Genomic DNA, 22,849 nt, shown 5'->3' with positions numbered 1-22,849 from the left:
ATGCATTTAACTTTATCTGATTTATTTTTAAAAATGCAGGAACAGCTTGATCAAAACCAAGCTGTTTTAGATGAAAATATTATCATTGAATTAATTAACCGCTTACGGCCAAAAAATCCAAAGGACGCGGACGAAGTTAAACAACAGATTCAGGGCTTCATCAAAATATTATTATTGACGCCGACGTCTGCGCTCCTATTACAAAATTTCTTACTCAAACTGATTAGCCAATACAAACAGATTAGCTTATATGCTGATAGTGGTATTCTTTCATTAGATGGTTTTTGGAATCAACTGAGTCAACGCCTTGGTGCGCACTTTCTTCCATTGGTTGAAGATGGTCAGCAGTTAAAGACTCTTATTGGAAAAGTATTTTACCAAGAAACAGATAGCCAATGGCTTGATCTGATTGAGAATCAAGACTGGATCACTTTATTTAATCTGTTAGCCGAAAGCCAAAGTAATACGGTTGAAAAACAAATTTCTAAAAATGAGCTCATCAAGGCGATTACCGTTTTGTCTTATCGAATCAGTGGTATAGGTTTATATCCTGAATTTATTAATGCTCAGCCAGATATTATTGAATATGAATCTCCCTTCTTAGTTCAAAATCGAGAAATTGTTGAATTCATCGAGAAATATAAAAAACAAATTGATGATCAAGATGCAGTTGTTGTAATGCCACCACCTGATGCTTCTCAGGCATTTGTAATGCTAGATCAATGCCGTGAAGTCGTACTCAAAATTCGCCGTGCAACTAAACGTATTGGTGTGAGTGTTAGCTTAACCTATTTATTATCTCTACTTGAGCAAGCAATTGATCGTATTGAACTTTTATTGAGCTTATTGGCAAGTAAAAATGAGATACGCTATCTTGCATTAGGTGAATTACTTACTGACTTCACCAAGGCACATTATGATGAAAAAAGTGTTCGTCATTTACTCAGCTCAACCAGCGAACTGGTTGCATTACAGGTCACTGAAAATGCGAGTAAAACAGGTGAACATTATGTAAGCACTGATAAAGCTGGCTTTTTGGGTATGTATAAAGCAGCAGCAGGTGCTGGTGCAATTATCGCAACGATGGCCACTTTAAAGATTTTAACTGCTCGTTTAGTGCTCGCACCTTTTACACATGCTTTTTTATATAGTATGAATTATGCATTAGGCTTCATGCTTATCCATGTCTTACACTTTACCGTTGCGACTAAACAACCCGCAATGACAGCGGCAGCACTTGCCGCAACAGTACAACACCAAAAAGGCAGTAAAACAGCTCAAATTGCTGAATTGGCTGCTCTGATTATCAACATTATTCGAACTCAATTTATTGCAATCCTCGGTAACATTTCGATTGCTATACCAGTAGCAGCTTTAATTACTTTTTTATGGCAATACAATCTACATGAACCTTTGCTTTCATCAACAAAAGCAACCAAAACCTTACATGATCTAAATCCATTTACTTCGTTAGCTGTACCCCATGCTGCAATTGCTGGAATATGCTTATTTTTCTCAGGATTACTTGCAGGCTACTTCGATAATTTGGCCATCTACCGAAAGGTTGGTCCTCGTTTAAAACAACACCATCGTTTGAAACGCTGGATGGGACAACAACGTTTAGATAAATTTGCCAATTATATTGAAACCAATCTTGGGGCTTTGGCTGGTAATTTTCTTTTTGGCATCATGCTTGGCAGTATGGGAACCATTGGTTTTATTCTTGGTTTACCTTTAGATATTCGACATATTGCCTTTGCCTCTGCCAATTTTATTCAAGGTCTTATGACCATCGGTAGCCCTGATATTGGTTTAATCATCGTGTCTTTTTTAGGGGTTATGCTAATTGGTCTGACTAACTTATTTGTCAGCTTTACGTTGACAATTATTGTTGCACTTCGTGCCCGTCGCGTCCGCTTCGCTCAATGGAAACCACTCGCAAAATTAGTGATGACTCATTTCTTAACTCGACCAAGTGACTTTTTTTGGCCCCCTAGCCAACCTCTACAGTTAGAAGAACAAAATAAAACTGAGCAAAAAGTGAGACATTAATCGAATTTTGTTATGTTTTTTTAATCAAGCTTATAAAAATATAAAAATGAAATTATCATAAAATTTCAAGACTTGACCAAAAGTGTACTCACGAGTACACTTCAAAACACTCGACAACCCTGAACAATGGTTAAGCAAAAAATGAGGTTCGCATGCCGCACCTACTGCTTTGTATTGGTTGCTTTTTTTTAGGAGTTAGTGTGTTTGGGCTGGTTTGCTTCGACACATCGACTTTAGACCTTTTGTGTGTTCAAGCTTTATTTGAACACCGTTCATTGACGCTTAACCACGTGACAATTATACTTTCTCTGTTAGGTGGGATGCCATTTTTATTATTTTTAACCACTTTTTTGTGTCTTTATCAAACTTGGATTAAAAACTATAAGAATGTGATTTTTATCACTTTGAGTATGGGTGGAAGTATTGTGATTGGTTGGCTTCTGAAATGGAGTATTAATCGACCAAGACCCTTGGAGTTTTATCACTTGGTTAAAAGCTATGGCGCATCATTCCCAAGTGCCCATAGCCTTTATGCAGCAACCCTTGCGAGTTTAATGATGTTATTGCTTCAGCAACATAAAAATCGCCTTAGTGTCATTTTAGTATCTACGTTATGGTTTATTTTCATGGGGATATCTAGAGTTTACGCAGGGGTTCACTTTCCGACTGACGTACTCACGGGTTGGGGAATTGGGTTGATTTGGACTTCATTGCTTTGGTTTTGGCTGTATCAAAGCAATTTCAGCAACAATTTGTTTTTAGATAAGAAATCTAAATTGAGGTGGAATAATGATGTCGGCTAAGCTTTGGGCGCCTGCCCTGACTGCTTGCGCATTAGCAACAAGCATTGCGCTTGTTGGTTGTAGCAAAGATCCTAAAAATGCACAGCAAACTGCTGCTGCACAAAAAATGCCACCTCCAGAAGTCGGTGTCATCGTTGCACAACCACAAAGCGTTGAACAAAACGTAGAACTTTCGGGTCGAACGTCTGCATATCAAATTTCAGAAGTTCGTCCACAAACAGGCGGCGTCATTTTAAAGCGTTTATTTGCTGAAGGCAGTTATGTACAAGCAGGTCAAGCACTCTATGAAATTGATGCGAATACAAATCGTGCAACTGCTGATAGTGCTCGTGCAACCTTATTGCGTCAGCAAGCAAATCTAAATGCGCTACGCGTGAAAGAAGGTCGTTATCGTCAATTGGTTGGAACTAATGCTGTTTCTAAACAAGAATATGATGATATCAATGCTCAAGTTCAACTCGCTGAAGCAGATGTCGCAGCATCAAAAGCAGCACTTAAAAATGCTGAAATTAATTTAGGTTATTCAACTGTTCGAGCGCCTATTTCAGGACAATCGAGTCGTTCATCAGTAACATCTGGTGCTTTAGTTACAGCAAATCAAGCTGATCCATTAGTGACGATTCAACAACTTGACCCAATCTATGTTGATATCAATCAGTCAAGTGCTGAATTATTACGTCTGCGTCAGCAACTCAGCAAAGGTAGTTTAGACAATAGCAACAATACTCGAGTCAAAATTACACTTGAAGATGGTTCTGATTATCCGTTAGAAGGACAACTTGCATTCTCTGGCGCTAGCGTTAACCCAGAAACTGGTACAGTGACTTTACGTGCGGTATTCCCAAACCCAAATCATCTGTTATTACCGGGTATGTACGCAACTGCAAAAATTTCTCAAGCAGTTCTACCGAACGCTTACTTGATTCCTCAAGCGGCTGTTACACGCTTACCAACAGGTCAAGCAATCGCACTGATCGTAAATGCGAAAGGTGCAATTGAAACTCGCCCTATCACAACAGTCGGCGTAAAAGGTCAAGATTGGATTGTGACTGAAGGCTTAAAAGTCGGTGATAAAGTTGTAGTCGATGGTGTTGCTAAGGTCAAAGAAGGGCAAGAAGTTTCTGCTAAGCCTTATCAACCACAAGTGAAAGCACCTCAAGGTCAGAATGCTGCTCCTCAGGCAAGCGAACAAAAGCAAGTCAATTCACCAAAAGCTGAACAAAAAGCTACTTCACAAGCTTAAGGGGTAGATTGCATGGCTCAATTTTTTATCCATCGCCCAATTTTTGCATGGGTGATTGCGTTGGTGATTATGCTGGCGGGTATTCTCACCCTCACCAAAATGCCAGTTGCGCAATACCCAACAATTGCACCGCCCACGGTGACAATTTCTGCAACATATCCAGGTGCTTCAGCTCAGACTGTTGAGAATACGGTTACTCAAATCATTGAACAGCAAATGAATGGTTTGGATGGTTTGCGTTATATCTCTTCAAACAGTGCGGGTAATGGTCAAGCATCGATCAACTTAAACTTCGAACAAGGCATTGATCCTGATATCGCCCAAGTACAAGTTCAAAACAAACTGCAATCAGCAACAGCACTGTTACCTGCTGACGTACAACGTCAAGGTGTCCGAGTGACTAAGTCTGGTGCAAGTTTTATGCAAGTTGTTGCATTTTACTCGCCAGATGGCAGCTTATCTGCATCAGATATTAAAGACTATGTAAACTCAAATATCTCTGAACCACTTAGTCGTGTTGCAGGTGTCGGCGAGGTCACTGTATTTGGTGGTTCTTATGCAATGCGTATCTGGTTAGATCCAGCGAAACTTACCAGCTTTAATCTCACACCTTCAGATGTTGCTGCGGCTATACGTTCACAAAACGCTCAAGTTGCAGTAGGTCAATTAGGTGGTGCTCCAGCAGTTCAGGGTCAAATTTTAAATGCGACTGTAAATGCACAAAGTATGTTGCAAACACCTGAGCAATTTAGAAATATTTTCCTTAAAAACACTGCGGATGGCGCACAAGTTCGTTTGAGCGATGTTGCACGTGTTGAATTAGGCTCGGATAACTATCAATTTGATTCTAAATTCAATGGTAATCCTGCAGGTGGTGTTGCAATTAAACTTGCAACGGGTGCGAATGCACTTGATACCGCTGCTGCCGTTGAAAAGCGCTTATCTGAACTACGCAATAACTACCCAAGTGGTTTAAAAGACAAACTTGCGTATGACACTACGCCATTTATTAAGCTGTCTATTGAAAGTGTAGTTCATACACTGATTGAAGCTGTGGTGTTAGTATTTATCGTGATGTTCCTGTTCTTACAAAACTGGCGCGCAACAATCATTCCGACCCTTGCGGTTCCTGTTGTTGTATTGGGAACATTTGCTGTCATTAATATTTTTGGCTTTTCGATCAATACGCTGACGATGTTCGCAATGGTACTAGCGATTGGTCTGTTGGTCGATGATGCGATCGTTGTAGTAGAAAACGTCGAACGTGTGATGCAAGAAGAGCACTTGGAGCCTGTAGCAGCGACTGAAAAGTCAATGAGTCAAATTTCTGGTGCTTTAATTGGTATTACCAGTGTATTAACAGCGGTATTCGTACCAATGGCATTTTTTGGTGGTACAACTGGGGTTATTTATCGCCAGTTCTCAATCACTTTAGTCACTGCAATGATTTTATCTTTAATCGTTGCACTAACGTTTACCCCTGCCCTATGTGCGACTTTGTTAAAGCAACATGATCCGAACAAGCAAGAAAGCAACAATATTTTTGCACGCTTCTTCCGTTGGTTTAACCGTGGCTTCGATAAACTATCAGTAAAATATCAAGGTGGTGTCAATCGTATGACCCATCATAAGATTTTCTCTGGGATCATTTATATCGTAGTGATTGCTGGTTTGGTTGGTCTATACAAAGTGTTGCCATCTTCTTTCTTACCTGAAGAAGACCAAGGCGTAGTTATGACTTTAGTTCAGTTGCCGCCAAGCGCTAGCTTAGAACGTACTGATAAAGTTATTACCACAATGACCGATTACTTCCTGCATAAGGAAAAAGATCATGTTGATTCGATCTTTACCGTTTCTGGTTTCTCGTTCACTGGAGTCGGTCAAAATGCGGGTCTCGCTTTCATTAAATTGAAAGACTGGGGCGAACGTACAACACCCGAATCACAAATTGGTGCGATTATTCAGCGTGGTATGGCACTGAATATGATTGTAAAAGATGCTTCTTACATCATGCCATTACAATTGCCTGCTATGCCAGAATTAGGCGTATCATCAGGATTTAATATCCAGCTGAAAGATGTCAGTGGTCAAGGCCATGAAAAACTGATTGCGGCAAGAAATGCAATTTTAGGTATGGCATCACAAGACAAACGTCTTGCAGGTGTTCGTCCGAATGGTCAAGAAGATACACCTCAATACAAAATCACTGTTGATCAAGCGCAAGCTGGTGCAATGGGTGTCAGTATTAGTGATATTAACAGCACCATGAGCATGGCTTGGGGTGGCTCTTATATCAATGATTTCGTTGACCGTGGTCGTGTCAAAAAAGTTTATGTCCAAGGTGAAGCGGATACTCGCATGATGCCAGAAGACCTCAACAAATGGTATGTACGCAATAACAAAGGTCAAATGGTTCCATTCTCAGCATTTGCTAAAGGCGAATGGACGTATGGTTCACCACGTTTAGAACGTTATAACGGCGTATCATCTGTCAACATTCAAGGTACTCCTGCACCGGGTGTTAGCTCTGGTGATGCGATGTTGGCAATGGAAGAAATCATTGGTAAGTTACCGTCTATGGGCTTACAAGGCTTCGACTATGAATGGACTGGATTATCTTTAGAAGAACGGGATTCTGGTAATCAGACCCTGCCTTTACTGATTCTTTCGTTATTGATTGTATTCCTATGTCTATCGGCATTATATGAAAGTTGGTCAATTCCGATTTCTGTATTATTGGTTGTACCTTTAGGTATTATCGGTGCCTTTACATTGACATGGTTGGGTATGGTCATTAAAGGCGATCCAAACCTGTCCTTTAATATTTACTTCCAAGTCGCGATCGTAGCAGTCATAGGTCTTTCTGCCAAAAATGCAATTTTAATTGTAGAATTTGCTAAAGAATTGCAGGAGCAAGGTGAAGATTTATTTGATGCAACCTTACATGCTGCAAAAATGCGTTTACGTCCAATTATCATGACTACACTTGCTTTTGGTTTTGGTGTTTTACCATTAGCCCTAGCAAGCGGTGCAGGTGCTGGTAGTCAGCACTCAGTCGGTTATGGTGTACTTGGTGGTGTAATTTCTTCAACACTTTTAGGTATCTTCTTCATCCCTGTATTCTTCGTGTGGATTCGTAGTATCTTTAAGTACAAACCTAAAACTTTAAATACTCAGGAGCATTGATCGTGATGCAAACTGTTTGGTCTATTTCCAGTCGTGGCATTGCAATCTCTGCACTCGCGCTCTCTTTGGCTGCCTGCCAAAGTATGCGCGGGCCAGAGCCTGTTGTGAGCACAAATACTCCTGAAAGCTACGCGTCTTATGGTAATGCTTCTGGAAAATCAATTGCTGAACAAGGTTATAAAGACTTTTTTGCTGACCAACGTTTATTACAGGTCATTGATTTGGCTCTTGCTAATAACCGCGATTTACGTACTGCTGCATTGAATATCCAAAAAGCTCAACAGCAATATCAAATCTCAGAAAACAATCAATTGCCAACAATCGGAGCAAGCGGTAGTGCTGTGCGCCAAGTCAGCCCTTCTCGTGATCCGAATAATCCTTATTCAACTTATCAAGTTGGTTTAGGTCTCACCTCTTATGAGCTTGATTTCTGGGGACGCGTACGCAGCTTGAAAGATGCTGCATTAGACAGTTATCTAGCAACTCAAAGTTCACGTGATGCAACGCAAATCAGTTTAATCAGCCAAGTCACTCAAGCTTGGTTGAATTATTCATTTGCCAGTGCACAACTCAAACTTGCAGAGCAAACCCTCAAAGCGCAACAAGATTCATTTAGTCTGAATAAGAAACGTTTCGATGTAGGGATTGATAGTGAAATTCCTGTGCGTCAGGCGCAAATTTCAGTTGAAACTGCACGTAATGACGTTGCTAACTACAAAACACAAATTGCTCAAGCGCAGAACTTGTTAAACTTGCTTGTTGGTCAGCCTGTTCCTCAGAACTTGCTGCCTCAACAACAAGTAACTCACATTACCCAGCAAAATGCGTTAAGTGCAGGCTTACCAAGTGATTTGTTAAATAACCGTCCAGACGTGAAAGCTGCCGAATATCAACTGAGTGCTGCTGGTGCAAATATTGGTGCAGCAAAAGCACAATTATTCCCAACCATTAGTTTGACTGGTTCGGCAGGTTATGCATCAACTGACTTGAGTGATTTATTCAAGTCTGGAAATGCGTTATGGTCTATTGGACCAAGTATTAACATGCCAATCTTCGATTGGGGTACACGCAAAGCGAATGTGAAGATTTCTGAAACGGATCAAAAAATTGCACTTGCTAACTATGAAAAGTCAGTACAGTCGGCTTTCCGTGAAGTGAATGATGCACTTGCAACGCGTGCCAATATTGGTGATCGTTTAACAGCTCAACGTCGTTTAGTTGAAGCAACAAATACGACTTATAAACTTTCTAATGCTCGCTTCCGTGCAGGTATTGATAGTTACTTAACCGTATTAGATGCGCAACGTTCAGCATATTCGGCTGAGCAAGGTTTATTGTTGTTACAACAAGCGAACTTAAACAGCCAAGTGGAACTCTATAAAACGCTTGGTGGTGGTTTAAAAGCCAATACAAGTGAAACTGTAAACCCACAACCGTCTAGCGCACAAATTCACGCCGCTCAATAATTTTGATTATTTTCGGTTTAAAAGCTCACTTCGGTGAGCTTTTTTATTGCAACACATACAAATTTTTCTTATCTTCAAAGATAGCATATCAATGATTTAGACAAATACTATGTTATTAAGCAGTTTAGAATCCATGCCCGGGCACACTATTTTACGTCAGTTAGATGTTGTTTATGGCAGCACCGTTCGTAGTAAACACGTTGGTCGTGACCTAATGGCTGGTTTGAAAAACATCGTGGGTGGTGAACTGACAGGTTATACAGAATTACTTGAAGAATCTCGTCAAGAAGCAACTCAACGTATGATTGATAAAGCGCGAAGTTTGGGTGCGAATGCTGTTGTCGGAATCCGCTTCTCGACCTCAAATATCGCTCAAGGTGCATCTGAACTCTTTGTCTATGGAACAGCTGTCATCGTCCAGCCGCTCACACCAAAACTTCCTGATCCATTTAGCGCTTAGGCATGTCTATGAGTGGATTAATTTTTCAGGTTATTCTTTTCTTGATTCTGTTTTCAGTCGGATGGGGATTTGGTCGTCATATCGAACAAAAACATTTAAGTGAATTAGATGAAAAAGAAAAACAATTTGCCCATATTCGAATTGATACCAATCGATTTATTGAAACATCAGGAAAGGGGCAATTGGTGAGTAGCAATGTCGTCATCTCACATGATTACTTTAAATATGTACTTGCCAATATTCAGAACTTTTTCGGTGGTCGCCTGACCAGTTATGAAAGTGTGGTTGAACGTGCACGGCGTGAAGCCATGCTCCGCCTTAAGCAAGAAGCAGATCGAATAGGCGCAAATCATATTATGGGGGTTCGTCTCAGCACCACAGAATTAGGTATGCAAGTTGGTATGGTTGAAGTGTTTGCTTATGGTACGGCTATTTTAAATGAGTAAAAGGGAGCAAAAGCTCCTTTTACTTCACTTTGGTTTTACGAATCATTTTATACAACAGGCTTGGTGACAAACGGGACACCAATACACCCAGTTGTTCTTTCTTCCCACCGACAACCACATATTCATCGCCTGCCATCAAAGCTTCAACAACTCGCTGGGCAAATACATCGGCATCCAAACCATTTTCAATCGCTTCATCTTGATGCCCTTGTGGTTTGCCCTCACCATTTAAAGCATTAAATGAAACAGTGGTTTTAACAAAACCAGGAAAAACCACTGAAACTGCTATTCCCTCTTTGGCGACTTCCGCACGTAAACTATTGGCCCACATGTGAATTGCAGCCTTAGCCGCAGAATAAGTCGCGCGATATTGGGTTCCTAAAAGACCCGCCACACTCGAAATAAATACCACCCGACCTGATTTTTGTTTGCGCAAAGTGGGTAATACGGTTTTGGTAAAGAACACTTGTGAGAAATAATCCACTTCCATGATGGCACGTTCAGTGTGCATACTCGTTTCTTCAATCAACGCACGCTGACTCAAGCCTGCATTATTAATCAGCCAATCAATACGTCCTTTGGTTGCGAGAACTCGTTCATGTGCATGGCGGACTTGAGCTTCATCGGTAATATCAGCAGCGATTGAAAGATGCTGTTCAGGCTTAAGTAAACCCACTCGAACCGATTCCAACTCATCATAACGACGTGAAGTCAGTACAACTTGAGCACCTTGTAAAGCGCACTCTCGTGCCAAAGCTTTACCTAAGCCCGAAGATGCACCTGTAATCCATACGACTTTATTTTCAAGACTTTTAAGTTTCGCCATGTCATTTATCTCCTTTATTTATGCAGGGTGACGCATAAATTTAAGAAAGTGATCTACATAAGTTGCCGCAACTTGTTGATCAAGTTGAGTACCTAATTTTTCTAAACGCTTATACCCTAAATGTGTGGTCATATTAATGACGCCATTTAAGGTTTTATCGACTACAAAATTAAATTTTAGGCTCTTTTTCGGCTCACGAATTAAATGAGTGACACCTACATCAATCACTTCTGTGAGCAACTTCAGTGAATTGGCAATTTCCCGACTTTCCCCTTCAGCTAATTTTTGACTCGAAGCTTTAACCTGTTGAGTCAACTGTTGCTCAATCGGATAAGTCATATATACCGACTCATCTTCAACTCGAATTGTTTTAGATAAATGTTCAATCAATGGAACTAGACGATCATTCCCAAAGAATGACACTGACCATGGCATATATTTTCGGATTGCTTCTAAAATCTGCTGAATCACTTTTTCAGATTCACCTGTGAGTGAATGATGTTGATTGTCTTGCAATAGCACCATAAAAACTTGTTCTATCACTTCACATGCAATTTCAGATAAAACTGCCCCCAATGCATTTGCTTGGCTTTCTTTACTACCCTGTAAGAGCTGCGTACGGATATGAGCAAATCGCGCGTATGTATCGGCATGAATATTTAAAAAAACGGCAGTGTTCATTCTAATCACCCTATTCTAGATTCCATAAAATAAGGGCTTATTCAATAAGCCCTTATTCATCCTTAGATTCTGTTTTTCTTTCATTTTTGGCTTTTCAAATGCTGAATTTACCACATTCTATTCACGATCAACATGCATAAATGCCAAAAATGGTTGACCGTGTGTTGCTTCATTAATTTTTAATAGAATTGAATAACTCATCGTAACCGTCCTTTTTTAAGTTTTAATATTTTTTATATCGTTGTTTTATGCTTAAACATTTTTAATTGTGTGATGTAACACATATAAATCTAACTTTTTCAAGAAAAAACCAACTGTTTTCATCGACTTTTTTTGATGAAAATATTCATCATTTTTTTGCTACAATAGATCTAATTTTTTATTCAATTTTAATCTTCTGTACTATGACTGACGCTCAATCTGCTCAAAATATTGCAACTACTTACGATCCAACCGAGATCGAAAAAAAATGGTATCAAATCTGGGAACAACAGGGTTACTTCAAACCATCAGGTCAAGGTGAATCATTCTGTATCATGATTCCACCACCAAACGTCACCGGCAGCTTGCACATGGGGCATGGCTTTAACAATGCCATTATGGATGCCTTGACTCGCTACAACCGTATGTCTGGTAAAAATACCTTATGGCAACCGGGTACTGACCATGCAGGTATTGCAACACAAATGGTCGTAGAACGTCAGCTTGGCGTACAAAACATCAGCCGTCATGACTTAGGTCGTGAAAAGTTCATTGAAAAGATTTGGGAATGGAAAGAACAATCTGGTGGTACGATTACTCGTCAGATCCGCCGTTTAGGTTCTTCAGTGGACTGGTCGCGCGAACGCTTCACGATGGATGAAGGTTTATCCAATGCAGTCAAAGAAGTGTTCGTTAAACTGCACGAAGATGGCTTGATCTATCGCGGTAAACGTCTCGTAAACTGGGACCCGAAACTGCAAACTGCCCTTTCTGATCTTGAAGTTGAATCAGACAAAGAAGAAGCAGGCTCATTGTGGCACTTCAAATACTTCTTTGAAGACAAATCGCTTCGTACACACGATGGTAAAGATCACATTGTGGTGGCTACGACTCGTCCTGAAACATTGTTAGGTGATACTGCCGTTGCTGTTGCACTTGATGATGAACGTTATAAACACCTTGTGGGTCAGAACATTATCCTGCCAATTACAGGTCGTGCAGTTCCAATCGTGAAAGATGAATATGTTGATAAAGAATTCGGTACAGGCTGTGTAAAAATTACGCCTGCACATGACTTCAATGACTATGAAGTCGGTAAGCGTTGTGAATTGCCGATCATCAACATCTTTAACAAAAATGCAGAAGTGTTGGCTGAGTTTGAATACATCGCAAAAGCAGGTGAGCAAATTTCTAAAACCATCGCTGCACCAGCAGACTACATTGGTTTAGAGCGTTTTGCTGCACGTAAAAAACTGGTTGAACAAGCTGAAGCGGAAGGCTGGTTAGATCAAATTCAACCTTATACGCTTAAACCACCTCGCGGTGACCGTTCAGGTGTGATCGTTGAGCCATTATTGACTGACCAATGGTATGTCAAAATTGCACCGCTTGCTGAGCCAGCGATTAAAGCGGTGAAAGATGGTGACATCAAGTTCGTACCAGAGCAGTACAGCAACATGTACATGGCATGGATGAACAACATTCAAGACTGGTGTATTTCACGTCAGCTTTGGTGGGGTCATCGTATCCCCGCTTGGTACGATGCTGAAGGTAATGTATTCGTTGGTCGTGACGAAGCAGAAGTTCGTGCAAATAACAACATCCCTGCTGATGTTGCATTGAGTCAAGATGAAGATGTATTGGATACATGGTTCTCTTCTGCGCTTTGGACATTCTCAACTTTAGGTTGGACTGGTGACAAAGCAAAAGATGCTGAAAACTATTTCCTCAATACCTTCCACCCGACTGATGTGTTAGTGACTGGTTTTGACATTATCTTCTTCTGGGTTGCACGCATGATCATGATGACCATGCACTTCATGAAAAATGAAGATGGGACGTCTCAAGTTCCGTTCAAAACTGTGTATGTACATGGTTTAGTTCGTGATGGTGAAGGTCAGAAGATGTCTAAGTCGAAAGGTAACGTACTTGACCCACTCGACTTGATTGATGGTGTAGACCTTGAAACTTTAGTACAAAAACGTACTACGGGTTTGATGAACCCGAAACAAGCAGCGAAGATTGAAAAATCAACCCGTAAAGAATTCCCAGAAGGCATTCAGGCTTACGGTACAGACGCAGTTCGTTTCACATTCTGTGCACTCGCAAACACGGGTCGCGACATCAAATTCGATATGAAGCGTGTTGAAGGTTATCGTAACTTCTGTAATAAAATCTGGAACGCAACCCGTTTCGTATTGATGAATGTTGAAGGTCAAACCGTTGGTCAAACTGCTCGCCCTGATCTTTGGGAGTTACCAGAGCAATGGATTATCAGCCGTTTGCAAAAAGCGGAAGCTGCGGTTCAACAAGCTTTCGCAACCTATCGTTTAGATTTAGCTGCCCAAGCGATCTACGACTTTATTTGGAATGAATACTGTGACTGGTATGTAGAACTCACTAAGCCAGTATTGAACGATGCTGAAGTGTCAGAAGAACGCAAAGCTGAAGTTCGTCGTGTGTTATTGGCTGTGATGGAAGCGTCTTTACGTTTAGCTCACCCGATTATGCCGTACTTGACTGAAGAAATTTGGCAAACCCTTGCGCCAATGCTCGGTATTGAAGGCAAAACCATTATGACTGCGGCATATCCTGTGCCTGCTCAAGAGAAAATCAATGAGCAAGCTGAAGCGGACATGCAATGGTTACAAGGTTTGATTGGTGCGGTACGTAACATCCGTGGTGAAATGGGCTTAGGTAATGCACGTTTATTACCAGTTCTACTTCAAAATACGACTGAAGCTGAAAAAGCACAGATCACACGTATCGAAGCATTGTTTAAAGCTTTAGCAAAAGTAGAAAGCATTACGTTCTTGGCTGATGCTGAGCAACCACCATTGTCATCTTCATCTGTTGTGGGTCACGTGTCTGTATTTGTTCCAATGAAAGGTTTAATTGACCCGAAAGCGGAACTTGGTCGCCTACAAAAAGACTTAGACAAAGTGCAAAAGCAGCATGACCAAATTGCAGGAAAATTGGCAAATGAAGGTTTTGTTGCGAAAGCACCAGCGGCTGTGGTTGAAGGTGAAAAAGTGAAATTGGCTGAGTTTGCTGATCAGTTAGTGAAAATTAAAGCGAATATGGATCAGATTGCAGCGCTTTAAGTTGTTGCATATTTAATCTAATCTGTTGTATAAAGGGCTGAATAACCAGCCCTTTATATTTAACATGAAGTATTTAAAGTCTTTTACCATTAATAATCATAACTTAAAAATTCAAGGTAAAAATTTAATTATTACAGGAAACAATGGGGCAGGAAAAACAATATTATTAAATGAGCTTTATAATGAAATTAAAAAAAGCATAGATATAGATAAGCTTGAAAGAAAAGAAAATAGCTACTCAAAATTAACCAAAATCTCTAATGAAGTTAACACTTACAAAGATGTGTTAGATATAGATGAAAGCTTTTTAAAAGAGTTAGAATATATTTTATCAAAAGAGGAAAACCTCCCCAAATCTGTCTTTAAATCCCATATTGAAAGAATATATTCGATATACGACAAAAAATTCTCAGCTTTTCTTACTGAATACCACAATTACAAATCCAGTATGAAATATACAGATATATACTCCAGCTTTGATCCTAAAGATGAAATAGATTCTCAATTATTTTCAAATAACAGCTCAAAAAAATATTTTTTTAATAAAATAGAACATATACAGAACTCAAAGAACATAATACAAAAAAGCTTCCAAGAACTAATTAATAAAAAAATTAATATTGTTTTTTATGATCCTATTTCACTAAAAAATAAAATTTTAAGAAATTCAGCCACATGTACATTATTCACAGCATCCAGACTGTATACCCCAGAAACTTATCGAGAAATGGGAAGCCATTATGATATATGTGATTTAAAATACTATAAAGATAAGGCGCTTGATCTTTTTGATCACGATTTAGAAGGATCTTTTGAAAGATATATAATTGAAGAAAGAAAAAATTCGTTAACCACAACATACAAGAATAAATATGAGAAATGGCTTCTTAATGTAGAAAGTGATCTAAAATTTATTTTCGAGAATGAAACCACAAAACTTTCATTTGATGACAGAAATAATCGTGTATTAATAATTCAAAATAATGGAAATAAATTTTTTGGTTTAAAAGAGCTTCCTTCTGGATTTAAAGCAATTTTCAATATTTATTCAAGCCTTCTAATGCGAGCTCGCTTACTAAATATTAATCACACTGATTTAGAGGGCTTAGTAATTATTGATGAAATTGATGTACATTTACACATATCACTACAAAAGAAAATTTTACCATTTCTCATAAAATCATTTCCTGAAATCCAATTTATTGTAAGCACACATTCTCCATTTGTTATTACCTCTACTAAGGACACTGTAGTTTATGATATTTCAAGTGGCGAGTTTTTTGAAGATGATTTAAGTCATTATTCTTATGAAGCAGTAATTAAAGGTTTATTCCATGTTAACCCCCAATCTGATCACTTAAAAACAGAAATTCAAACTATTTCCACTATTTTAAATAGTAATCCTAATAATTATGAAAAACTTAGAGAAACTCTAAAAAATATCACTCCATATGCTAAACAACTTGACGTGGAGTCAAAGTCTTTTTATTTCAAAGCATTAAATCATTTATTAGACAATCAAGAGTTAGGAGAACTTGATGTTTAAAGTAATTCGATCAGCGAAACCAAAAGAATGGACGAATTCTGATTACACAGATCCAGCAGTAGTCAAACAATTGAAACTAGATTTCTTATCTAAATGTTATTTATGTGAACAAACAGATTTCGGTAATGTAAATGTGGAGCATTTTTTACCCCATCTCAACAAAAGTGAAGAATTAAGAATAGATTGGAATAATCTTTATTACTCATGCTCTCACTGTAACGGAATTAAAGGTTCAAGGCACAAAGAATTACTTGATTGCTGTAACGAAAATCATAATGTGGATGTTGCTATTGCTTTACAAGCCCCAAGCGTACCTAATGGAAAAATTGTACTCACTAATACTTTAAACAATGACTCAGATTTATATGAATTAACAAATAAAACCATAGCTTTATTAGAGCAATGCTACAACAATGCGAATAGTGGCAATCAACAAGTGAGTCATGAGTATCTAAAAGAAAAAATTTTAGAAGAACATGCCTATTTACAAAGTTTACGTTTTCAATTAAAAAATGGATGGAATCGACTTAGACAGCAACAAAAAGCAGATCTAATTGAAAATATTACTAATATGCTTCAACAGAATTATCCATTTTCTGCATTTTGGAAAACCTATGTTCGAAATGATCCTTTTTTATCTGAAATTTTAAAATAAGCACAAACCGTCTTTCCCTCCTTGTACTATAAGGTTAGAGAAAGACTCTTTTAAAAATCAAAGCACCCCATGCCCCAACAGCATCTCTACTCCACTCACCTTTTTCATATGCTTTAAACGTTCCTTTTCCCACTTCAACTGCTGCTTTAACTCAGCACAATCCGCATCTACGGCTTTATACACATCACTAATATGCACATGCTCTGCTTTCACCCTCTTCGCCAACTGAAAAGAATCTAAAATTTCTTTAATTTGACTTTCCAACTGCTGACTTTGCGCATCCAATGCCAATTTATAAAACTTCACTTGCTCCGCAGATAACTCTTTCATCCCGACACCTTTATTCTGCTCAAGCTGTAACTGGAATTTGAGTAAATAAAACAAATCCTGTTGTTCATACGCCTGACTTGCATGCTGAAACAATTCAGTTTTTTCTGCTTTCTTAGTTTCGTCTTGTTCACGGTCAGGATGAATCATCGCAGCAATTTTTAAATACACTGTTTTCAACGACTGTGCTGCCATCTGCTCAGCTTGTTCACGTTTTTGTTGTTGTCTAAGTTGTTTTGCTTGTTCACGAGCTTGTTGCTGCTCAGCAGCATATTGTTCAAAGTCATCTTCTTCTAACTCTATATTTTGAACAAAGTTTTCATTAAGTTCGAACTTAACTGACTGTACTTTTTTATTCTTTTTCGATGATTGCTGTGTATGTTGCTGATAAAAGACATCAATCTGCTTCACTAGCTTTAATTGTTCTTCATCCAACATTTTGGAACGCTTCAACATTTGTGCAAGTTGGGCAATTTTTTCATCCAGTTGCTTTAGATTAGCTTTGGAAAACTCATGGCTGTGTAACATATTCCAAAGTTGCTCTAACTGCTGAAATAATATTTCATGGAGTTCGCTATACACGGGCAAAAGTTTTTGCCGTGTATGTTGCTGAATTTCAGCTTGGGCATTTTGCCATGTGGCAAGGCTAATTTTTTGCTGTTCAATTTTATCAATCAGGCGATTCAGCTTTTTCTGCTGCGCAGACGGCTCAGCCCTTTGTTGTAAACTAACTTTGAGATCAAAGGACATGCTCATTCACCTAAAAATTTTAAAAACCCTAGCAATAATCAAATATTAAAAGTAGTGCGTTGCCAAAGCTATTTACATGCACTTTGAATCCACTATAGCAATCAAGAAATCACTCGATTACGTCCTTGCTGTTTCGCCATATACAAATTTTTATCTGCACGACGAATCGCATCATTCATATCAGTATCATCTAACAGGACTACACTTACACCAATACTTAAACTGATGGCGTGATTTACAATAATTTGTTCCTCCTCAATCGTAGATCGGATTTTCTCTGCCAATATCGCAGCTCCATCCAATGAAGTAGCAGGCAACAAGGCAATAAACTCTTCGCCACCTAAGCGTGCAACGAAATCAGTAATCCGTAAAGCAGTTGGAAGAATTTCTGCAACACGCTGCAATACCTGATCACCTGTTTCATGTCCAAAGGTATCATTCACCTTTTTAAAGAAATCGATATCCATTAATAGCACTGCATAAGTCTGTTGTGTACGTGACATTTGACTAAATAGATAGGACAAATAATCATTAAAAGCACGGCGATTATGTAAGCCCGTAAGCGCATCATAACGCGCAATATGAGCTAACTCGACATTGGCAACTTGTAGTTCATGCGTACGTTCTACAACTTTTTGCTCAAGTGTGGCATTGGCATCTTGAAGTTGATGCTTCTGAGTAAGCAAGGTATCGGTCATGCTTTGCAACGACTGAGATAAGCCCCGAATCTCACGAATACTGGTCTGTGCTTCAAATTGAATATCTTCTTGCCCTTTTTCCACGGCATGCGCTGAATCTGCTAATAATTCAATCGGACGGCTAAACTTATTCGCCAATTTATAAGTAAGTAGCAAGAGCAATAATGACAAAATAAAGCCCAGAGCTAATATTTTATGTTGCAGTGATTTCACTTCTGCTAAAGCAATCGAAATAGGCTGACGAATAATCACGTGCCAACCTAAATTGCTCTTAGTTTGCGAAAGCACAGGGACATCTGTAGTTAAATACTTTTGTTTTTCATTCCAATTATGCAAAAAATGATGTCCACGATTTGCCTGAAATGCAGGAGGCTGGACTTGTCCAATGCTTTTGAATGGATATAGAATTTCACCATGCTGATTGACAATAAATACCTCAATACCTCGTTGTGCAGAATTTTCTGACAATGAACTGCTTAATACATGACTCGCCCAACTCCAATCTGCATGTGCAGCCAAAACGCCTTTAATTTTCTGTGTCGATGGATCATAAATTGGCGTAGCGAAATCAATAAACCGTAATGGTTCATTAGGATTAATCGCTTTAATTTTCTTGGCCAGTAAAACAGCTTTATGTACATCGCCTAGATAGACTTGATTTACACCATGAATAAACCACGGGCGTTCTGAAACATCTGCCCCTTCTAGTAAATGATTAGCTGCAACGACGACTTGCCCCTGAGTATTGGCGATTCCTAACCAAGCATAATATTTATAAGACTTTTTGACTTGCTCAAGTTGTTGCTGTACTCGCGGGTTATGAAAGTCTGCCTCAGCAAAAAATGGAGATTGACTTAATAACACCATTTCTCGCTCACGTTCTGTAAGCGAGTTTGCCAAGGTATTGCTGATACTTTTCGCTGCAATATATAAGGTTTGACCGCTGGTTTGACTCATTTGCGCCGAAGCAGTCTTACCAATATATAAAGTAATACATAGTCCAAACATAAAAGACATCCCTGCGAACAGGACCAGTAGTCGATTACGAAAGGAATGTATGCGAAATATATTCATTTGCATCCTAATAGCAAATCACTTTTTAAACTCAGCAATATATCAAAGATCTTTTATGAATTATTAAGTCAAAGTAACGAATGCAGTTGGAAAAATACTGAATCCGATGAAAATAGACTCAAGTTCTATTACTCAAGCTTAAGCTGTAATTTTCGGTTGCAATAACGCATTCATATTTAAGAATTTAATTCTCAAAGTATAATAAATGGTGCTATTTTTAAGAAAAATGCACCACTTTTCACCAAAATTACAATTTACTTTCTAAATTGGTGCGTTTTTTGCTTTATATTTTTTATCAAATTGAGTTGTTCAACGACAGCTTAAGTTTTTAGATTTACTAAATCTATTTTGGTGCAAAAAACGAATCAAATGTTTGCATCGAAATTAAATTTAGCACTTTTTTTGAGCACCACTATGCAAAACATAGATCTATTTTTCTTACTGCTCGGTGCAGTACTCGTATTGGCAATGCATGCAGGTTTTGCATTCCTTGAGCTTGGTACAGTCCGCCACAAAAACCAAGTCAATGCGCTCAGTAAAATTCTGACCGATTTTGCGATTTCAGCAATCGCTTATTTCTTTGTCGGTTACTGGATTGCATACGGACAAAACTTTTTCCATGCAGGAAGCACTTTAGCGGCTGACCATGGGTTTAACTTAATGCGTTGCTTTTTCTTACTCACCTTCGCAGCAGCGATTCCAGCAATTATTTCTGGCGGCATCGCAGAACGCGCCAAAATGCGTTCACAAGCAATCGCCACTTTAATTCTGGTTGCTTTAATCTATCCTTTCTTCGAAGGCATGATTTGGAATGGTAACTACGGCTTTCAAAAATGGTTAGAAAGCTCTTTTGGTGCAAGCTTCCATGACTTTGCAGGTTCAGTTGTCGTACATGCAATGGGCGGTTGGATTGCATTAGCAGCAGTGATTTTACTTGGCGCGCGTCATGGTCGTTATAAGCATGATGGTCGTGTGAGTGCACATCCACCTTCATCGATTCCATTCCTTGCTTTAGGCTCTTGGATTTTAATTGTTGGTTGGTTTGGCTTTAATGTCATGAGCGCACAACGCGTTGATGCTATTTCAGGATTAGTTGCGATTAACTCTCTTATGGCAATGGTTGGTGGTACATTGTCAGCAAACTTCATGGGTAAAGGTGACCCTGGTTTCTTACATAATGGCCCTCTTGCAGGTTTGGTCGCAATCTGTGCAGGCTCCGATATTGTGCACCCAATTGGTGCACTTGTAATTGGTGGTGCTGCGGGTGCTTTGTTTGTGTATTTATTCACTTATACACAAAATAAACTTAAAGTAGATGATGTTTTGGGTGTATGGCCTTTACATGGTGTATGTGGTGCATTTGGTGGGATTGCGGCAGGCATATTTGGTCTACAAGCATTAGGTGGTTTAGGAGGTGTCTCTATCATTTCTCAAATCATTGGAACAGTTTTAGGCATTGTGATTGCGCTTGCTGGTGGTTTCACCGTTTATGGCATATTGAAAGTTACGATGGGAATTCGCCTTTCTCAAGAAGATGAATATCGTGGTGCAGATCTTTCAATTCATAAAATTTCAGCAAATTCAGAAGAATCAATGTTCTAAAAATAATTTTTTAAAGCGGCTATTCAGCCGCTTTTTTTATGAACATTTTAAGAGACAATTAAGTTTCAAATTATTAAATAACAAAACTATCATTCTGCCGAATTGCATGCTCTATGATTTTAAAAACACGTTTTTTCTTAATCGCAAGTTTCTTATTATTTGTGAGCTTTTTTATCCTCTTATTCGTGTTTCCAGTCGGTGGAGCAATAGATCTATATTTGATTCAACCATGGGTAGGAACTTTTGGCGATTTTGCTTTGAAAGGCGATTGGTATCTTGCAAAGCTCAATCATACTTATGTCAAAAAAGTTTTAACTATTGTCTATGTAAGCTTTTTCTTGCTGTGGATCGCTTCTTTTAAAATAGAAAAATTCAAAGCGAAACGTTGGCAGTATGGCTATATGTTTTGGGTCAGTATGTTATGTACATGCATTATTGGTCTAATGAAAGCACAAGCTGCTCATGCTTGCCCATGGGATATGACCAATAAGACTGTCACAGGTTTTATTTGGGATTTTTCAGCAACCGCTGGACATTGTTTTCCAGGTGGTCATGCAAGTACAGGTTTTGCCTTAGTTACAGGCTATTTTCTTTATCGCCTCGATCAGCGTAAAAGAGCTTGGTTTTATTTATTTGCAGGTGTATTACTTGGCTTCGCAATGGGCTGGGCACAAATGATGCGTGGTGCACATTTCCTCAGTCATAATTTATGGACAGCTTGGATTTGCTTTGCTATCAATGTTGTGATTTATATGATCACCTATAAACGTCATTTAGCTCATGCAGCGGCTAATTCTGTAACGCAAATGGGTCCTGATATGATAAAGTGATGCCCTACTCGCATGGCTTCATGCATGATCATGATATTCACTTAGGTACTGTTTGCTGCTGATGGATGACTTTCAAAATTTCTTAGAAACTACTTTAACTAAGCAACAATCTTCCATTCAAGCCTACAATCTAGGTTCTCAAAAAGTATGGTTGAAGAAAGCATCTGAACGTCACGGTTTATGGCTGTACACTCCATTGAAGTGGTTAGCAAAAATATTTAATTTAGGTGCAATTACTCCTGTTCCTAATCAAGGGGGTTCTGCTGCAATTCAATGTGAATACCATCGGATTCAAACACTCAAATCTTTAGGTGTTTCTACATCGAATGTCCTTGCAGTTTCAAAAAAAGGAATTTTGCTTGAAGACATCGGATCACAACATCAAAGTAGCGTCTCACAACTAGATCAAGCATTGGCTTGTCAAAAAGATATTCATTCAAAATCATTATTATTTAGCCAAGCAATTCAAGCTATTCAGTATATTCATTCTAAACAAGGCTATTTAAGCGAAGCATTCGCTCGCAACATTCTTGTTGATCAAAATAACCGATTTAGTTTTATTGATTTTGAAACTGACCCGCATGAAGTCCTGAGTCTACATGATTGTTTTGTTCGTGACTGGTTGCTATTTATTTTTTCTACAGCCTATCATTTCAAATTTGAACAATTATCCGATGCTAGTCAAATTCTTTATCAAGCCCTCCTTGCTGAACCGCAAGTTTATAGTGATATATGCAAAGTTGGGAAACGCTTAAAATGGGTTCTGAATTTTAAGATTAGCAAAGTGGGTAATGATGGCAAACGGATTCAGAAATGTGTTTTGTTTTTAGGTTGCTTAAAAGAGCATTCTGAAACAATCACTTAACTCATTTGATAATTCAATCAATCAAATCAACGAT

17 protein-coding genes are annotated in these 22,849 nt (G+C 38.8%); 13 read left to right on the top strand and 4 right to left on the bottom strand.

Annotated features, from left to right (window positions below):
• From CDG59_RS02195 to CDG59_RS02165, 7 genes are all read left to right on the top strand, one after another.
• Positions 1-2,052, top strand: a complete 2,052-nt coding sequence (locus CDG59_RS02195; RefSeq protein ID WP_087543302.1) for a site-specific recombinase — start codon at positions 1-3, stop codon at positions 2,050-2,052.
• A 152-nt stretch (positions 2,053-2,204) separates the two neighbouring features.
• The gene (locus CDG59_RS02190) at positions 2,205-2,855 is read left to right on the top strand and encodes a phosphatase PAP2 family protein (protein ID WP_087543300.1); all 651 of its coding nucleotides are present in this window, start codon (positions 2,205-2,207) and stop codon (positions 2,853-2,855) included.
• The gene (locus CDG59_RS02185) at positions 2,842-4,098 is read left to right on the top strand and encodes an efflux RND transporter periplasmic adaptor subunit (RefSeq protein ID WP_005161823.1); all 1,257 of its coding nucleotides are present in this window, start codon (positions 2,842-2,844) and stop codon (positions 4,096-4,098) included. Before CDG59_RS02190 ends, CDG59_RS02185 begins: the two co-directional genes overlap by 14 nt.
• A gap of 12 nt (positions 4,099-4,110) precedes the next feature.
• Positions 4,111-7,284 carry a multidrug efflux RND transporter permease subunit AdeJ gene (adeJ, locus tag CDG59_RS02180; protein WP_087543298.1) on the top strand — a complete coding sequence of 1,058 codons (3,174 nt, stop codon included), beginning with the start codon at positions 4,111-4,113 and terminating at the stop codon, positions 7,282-7,284.
• 5 nt (positions 7,285-7,289) lie between these two features.
• Positions 7,290-8,750, top strand: coding sequence for a multidrug efflux RND transporter AdeIJK outer membrane channel subunit AdeK (gene adeK, locus CDG59_RS02175; protein ID WP_087543444.1), 1,461 nt, complete (start codon positions 7,290-7,292; stop codon positions 8,748-8,750).
• Positions 8,751-8,859: 109 nt separating this feature from the next.
• Positions 8,860-9,210 (top strand): YbjQ family protein, encoded by a 351-nt coding sequence (locus tag CDG59_RS02170; protein WP_087543296.1) that lies wholly within the window; start codon positions 8,860-8,862, stop codon positions 9,208-9,210.
• Positions 9,211-9,218: 8 nt separating this feature from the next.
• The gene (locus tag CDG59_RS02165; RefSeq protein WP_087543294.1) at positions 9,219-9,656 is read left to right on the top strand and encodes a YbjQ family protein; all 438 of its coding nucleotides are present in this window, start codon (positions 9,219-9,221) and stop codon (positions 9,654-9,656) included.
• Positions 9,657-9,675: 19 nt separating this feature from the next.
• Here CDG59_RS02165 and CDG59_RS02160 read toward each other — a convergent pair whose 3' ends face one another.
• The gene (locus CDG59_RS02160) at positions 9,676-10,482 is read right to left on the bottom strand and encodes an SDR family NAD(P)-dependent oxidoreductase (protein WP_087543292.1); all 807 of its coding nucleotides are present in this window, start codon (positions 10,480-10,482) and stop codon (positions 9,676-9,678) included.
• Positions 10,483-10,500: 18 nt separating this feature from the next.
• Positions 10,501-11,163 carry a hypothetical protein gene (locus CDG59_RS02155; RefSeq protein WP_087543290.1) on the bottom strand — a complete coding sequence of 221 codons (663 nt, stop codon included), beginning with the start codon at positions 11,161-11,163 and terminating at the stop codon, positions 10,501-10,503.
• A gap of 404 nt (positions 11,164-11,567) precedes the next feature.
• Between CDG59_RS02155 and CDG59_RS02150 the strand changes: the two genes are divergently transcribed.
• The 3 genes from CDG59_RS02150 (at position 11,568) to CDG59_RS02140 (ending at position 16,669) form a co-directional block, all read left to right on the top strand.
• Entirely contained in the window at positions 11,568-14,468 is a 2,901-nt protein-coding gene (locus tag CDG59_RS02150; RefSeq protein ID WP_087543289.1) for a valine--tRNA ligase, read from the top strand.
• 64 nt (positions 14,469-14,532) lie between these two features.
• Positions 14,533-16,014, top strand: a complete 1,482-nt coding sequence (locus CDG59_RS02145; protein ID WP_143225209.1) for an AAA family ATPase — start codon at positions 14,533-14,535, stop codon at positions 16,012-16,014.
• Positions 16,007-16,669 carry a hypothetical protein gene (locus CDG59_RS02140; protein WP_087543287.1) on the top strand — a complete coding sequence of 221 codons (663 nt, stop codon included), beginning with the start codon at positions 16,007-16,009 and terminating at the stop codon, positions 16,667-16,669. Before CDG59_RS02145 ends, CDG59_RS02140 begins: the two co-directional genes overlap by 8 nt.
• Before the next feature lie 57 nt (positions 16,670-16,726).
• Here CDG59_RS02140 and CDG59_RS02135 read toward each other — a convergent pair whose 3' ends face one another.
• Positions 16,727-17,746: a molecular chaperone DnaJ gene (locus CDG59_RS02135; protein ID WP_087543285.1), complete on the bottom strand. Its 1,020-nt coding sequence runs from the start codon at positions 17,744-17,746 to the stop codon at positions 16,727-16,729.
• A gap of 101 nt (positions 17,747-17,847) precedes the next feature.
• Positions 17,848-19,518 carry a sensor domain-containing diguanylate cyclase gene (locus CDG59_RS02130; RefSeq protein WP_087543283.1) on the bottom strand — a complete coding sequence of 557 codons (1,671 nt, stop codon included), beginning with the start codon at positions 19,516-19,518 and terminating at the stop codon, positions 17,848-17,850.
• A gap of 414 nt (positions 19,519-19,932) precedes the next feature.
• Between CDG59_RS02130 and CDG59_RS02125 the strand changes: the two genes are divergently transcribed.
• The 3 genes from CDG59_RS02125 (at position 19,933) to CDG59_RS02115 (ending at position 22,815) form a co-directional block, all read left to right on the top strand.
• Complete coding sequence (locus CDG59_RS02125; RefSeq protein WP_087543440.1) at positions 19,933-21,120, top strand: ammonium transporter; 1,188 nt, start codon at positions 19,933-19,935, stop codon at positions 21,118-21,120.
• Between the two features lie 113 nt (positions 21,121-21,233).
• Complete coding sequence (locus CDG59_RS02120) at positions 21,234-21,950, top strand: phosphatase PAP2 family protein (RefSeq protein ID WP_087543281.1); 717 nt, start codon at positions 21,234-21,236, stop codon at positions 21,948-21,950.
• 61 nt (positions 21,951-22,011) lie between these two features.
• Entirely contained in the window at positions 22,012-22,815 is an 804-nt protein-coding gene (locus CDG59_RS02115; protein ID WP_087543279.1) for a serine/threonine protein kinase, read from the top strand.
• The last annotated feature ends 34 nt before the right edge of the window (positions 22,816-22,849 follow it).

This window comes from Acinetobacter sp. WCHA29, assembly GCF_002165335.1.
Classification (GTDB): Bacteria; Pseudomonadota; Gammaproteobacteria; order Pseudomonadales; family Moraxellaceae; genus Acinetobacter.
The sequence above is the reverse complement of the archived record's forward strand: the minus strand, read 5'-3'. Positions and strand labels throughout refer to the sequence as shown.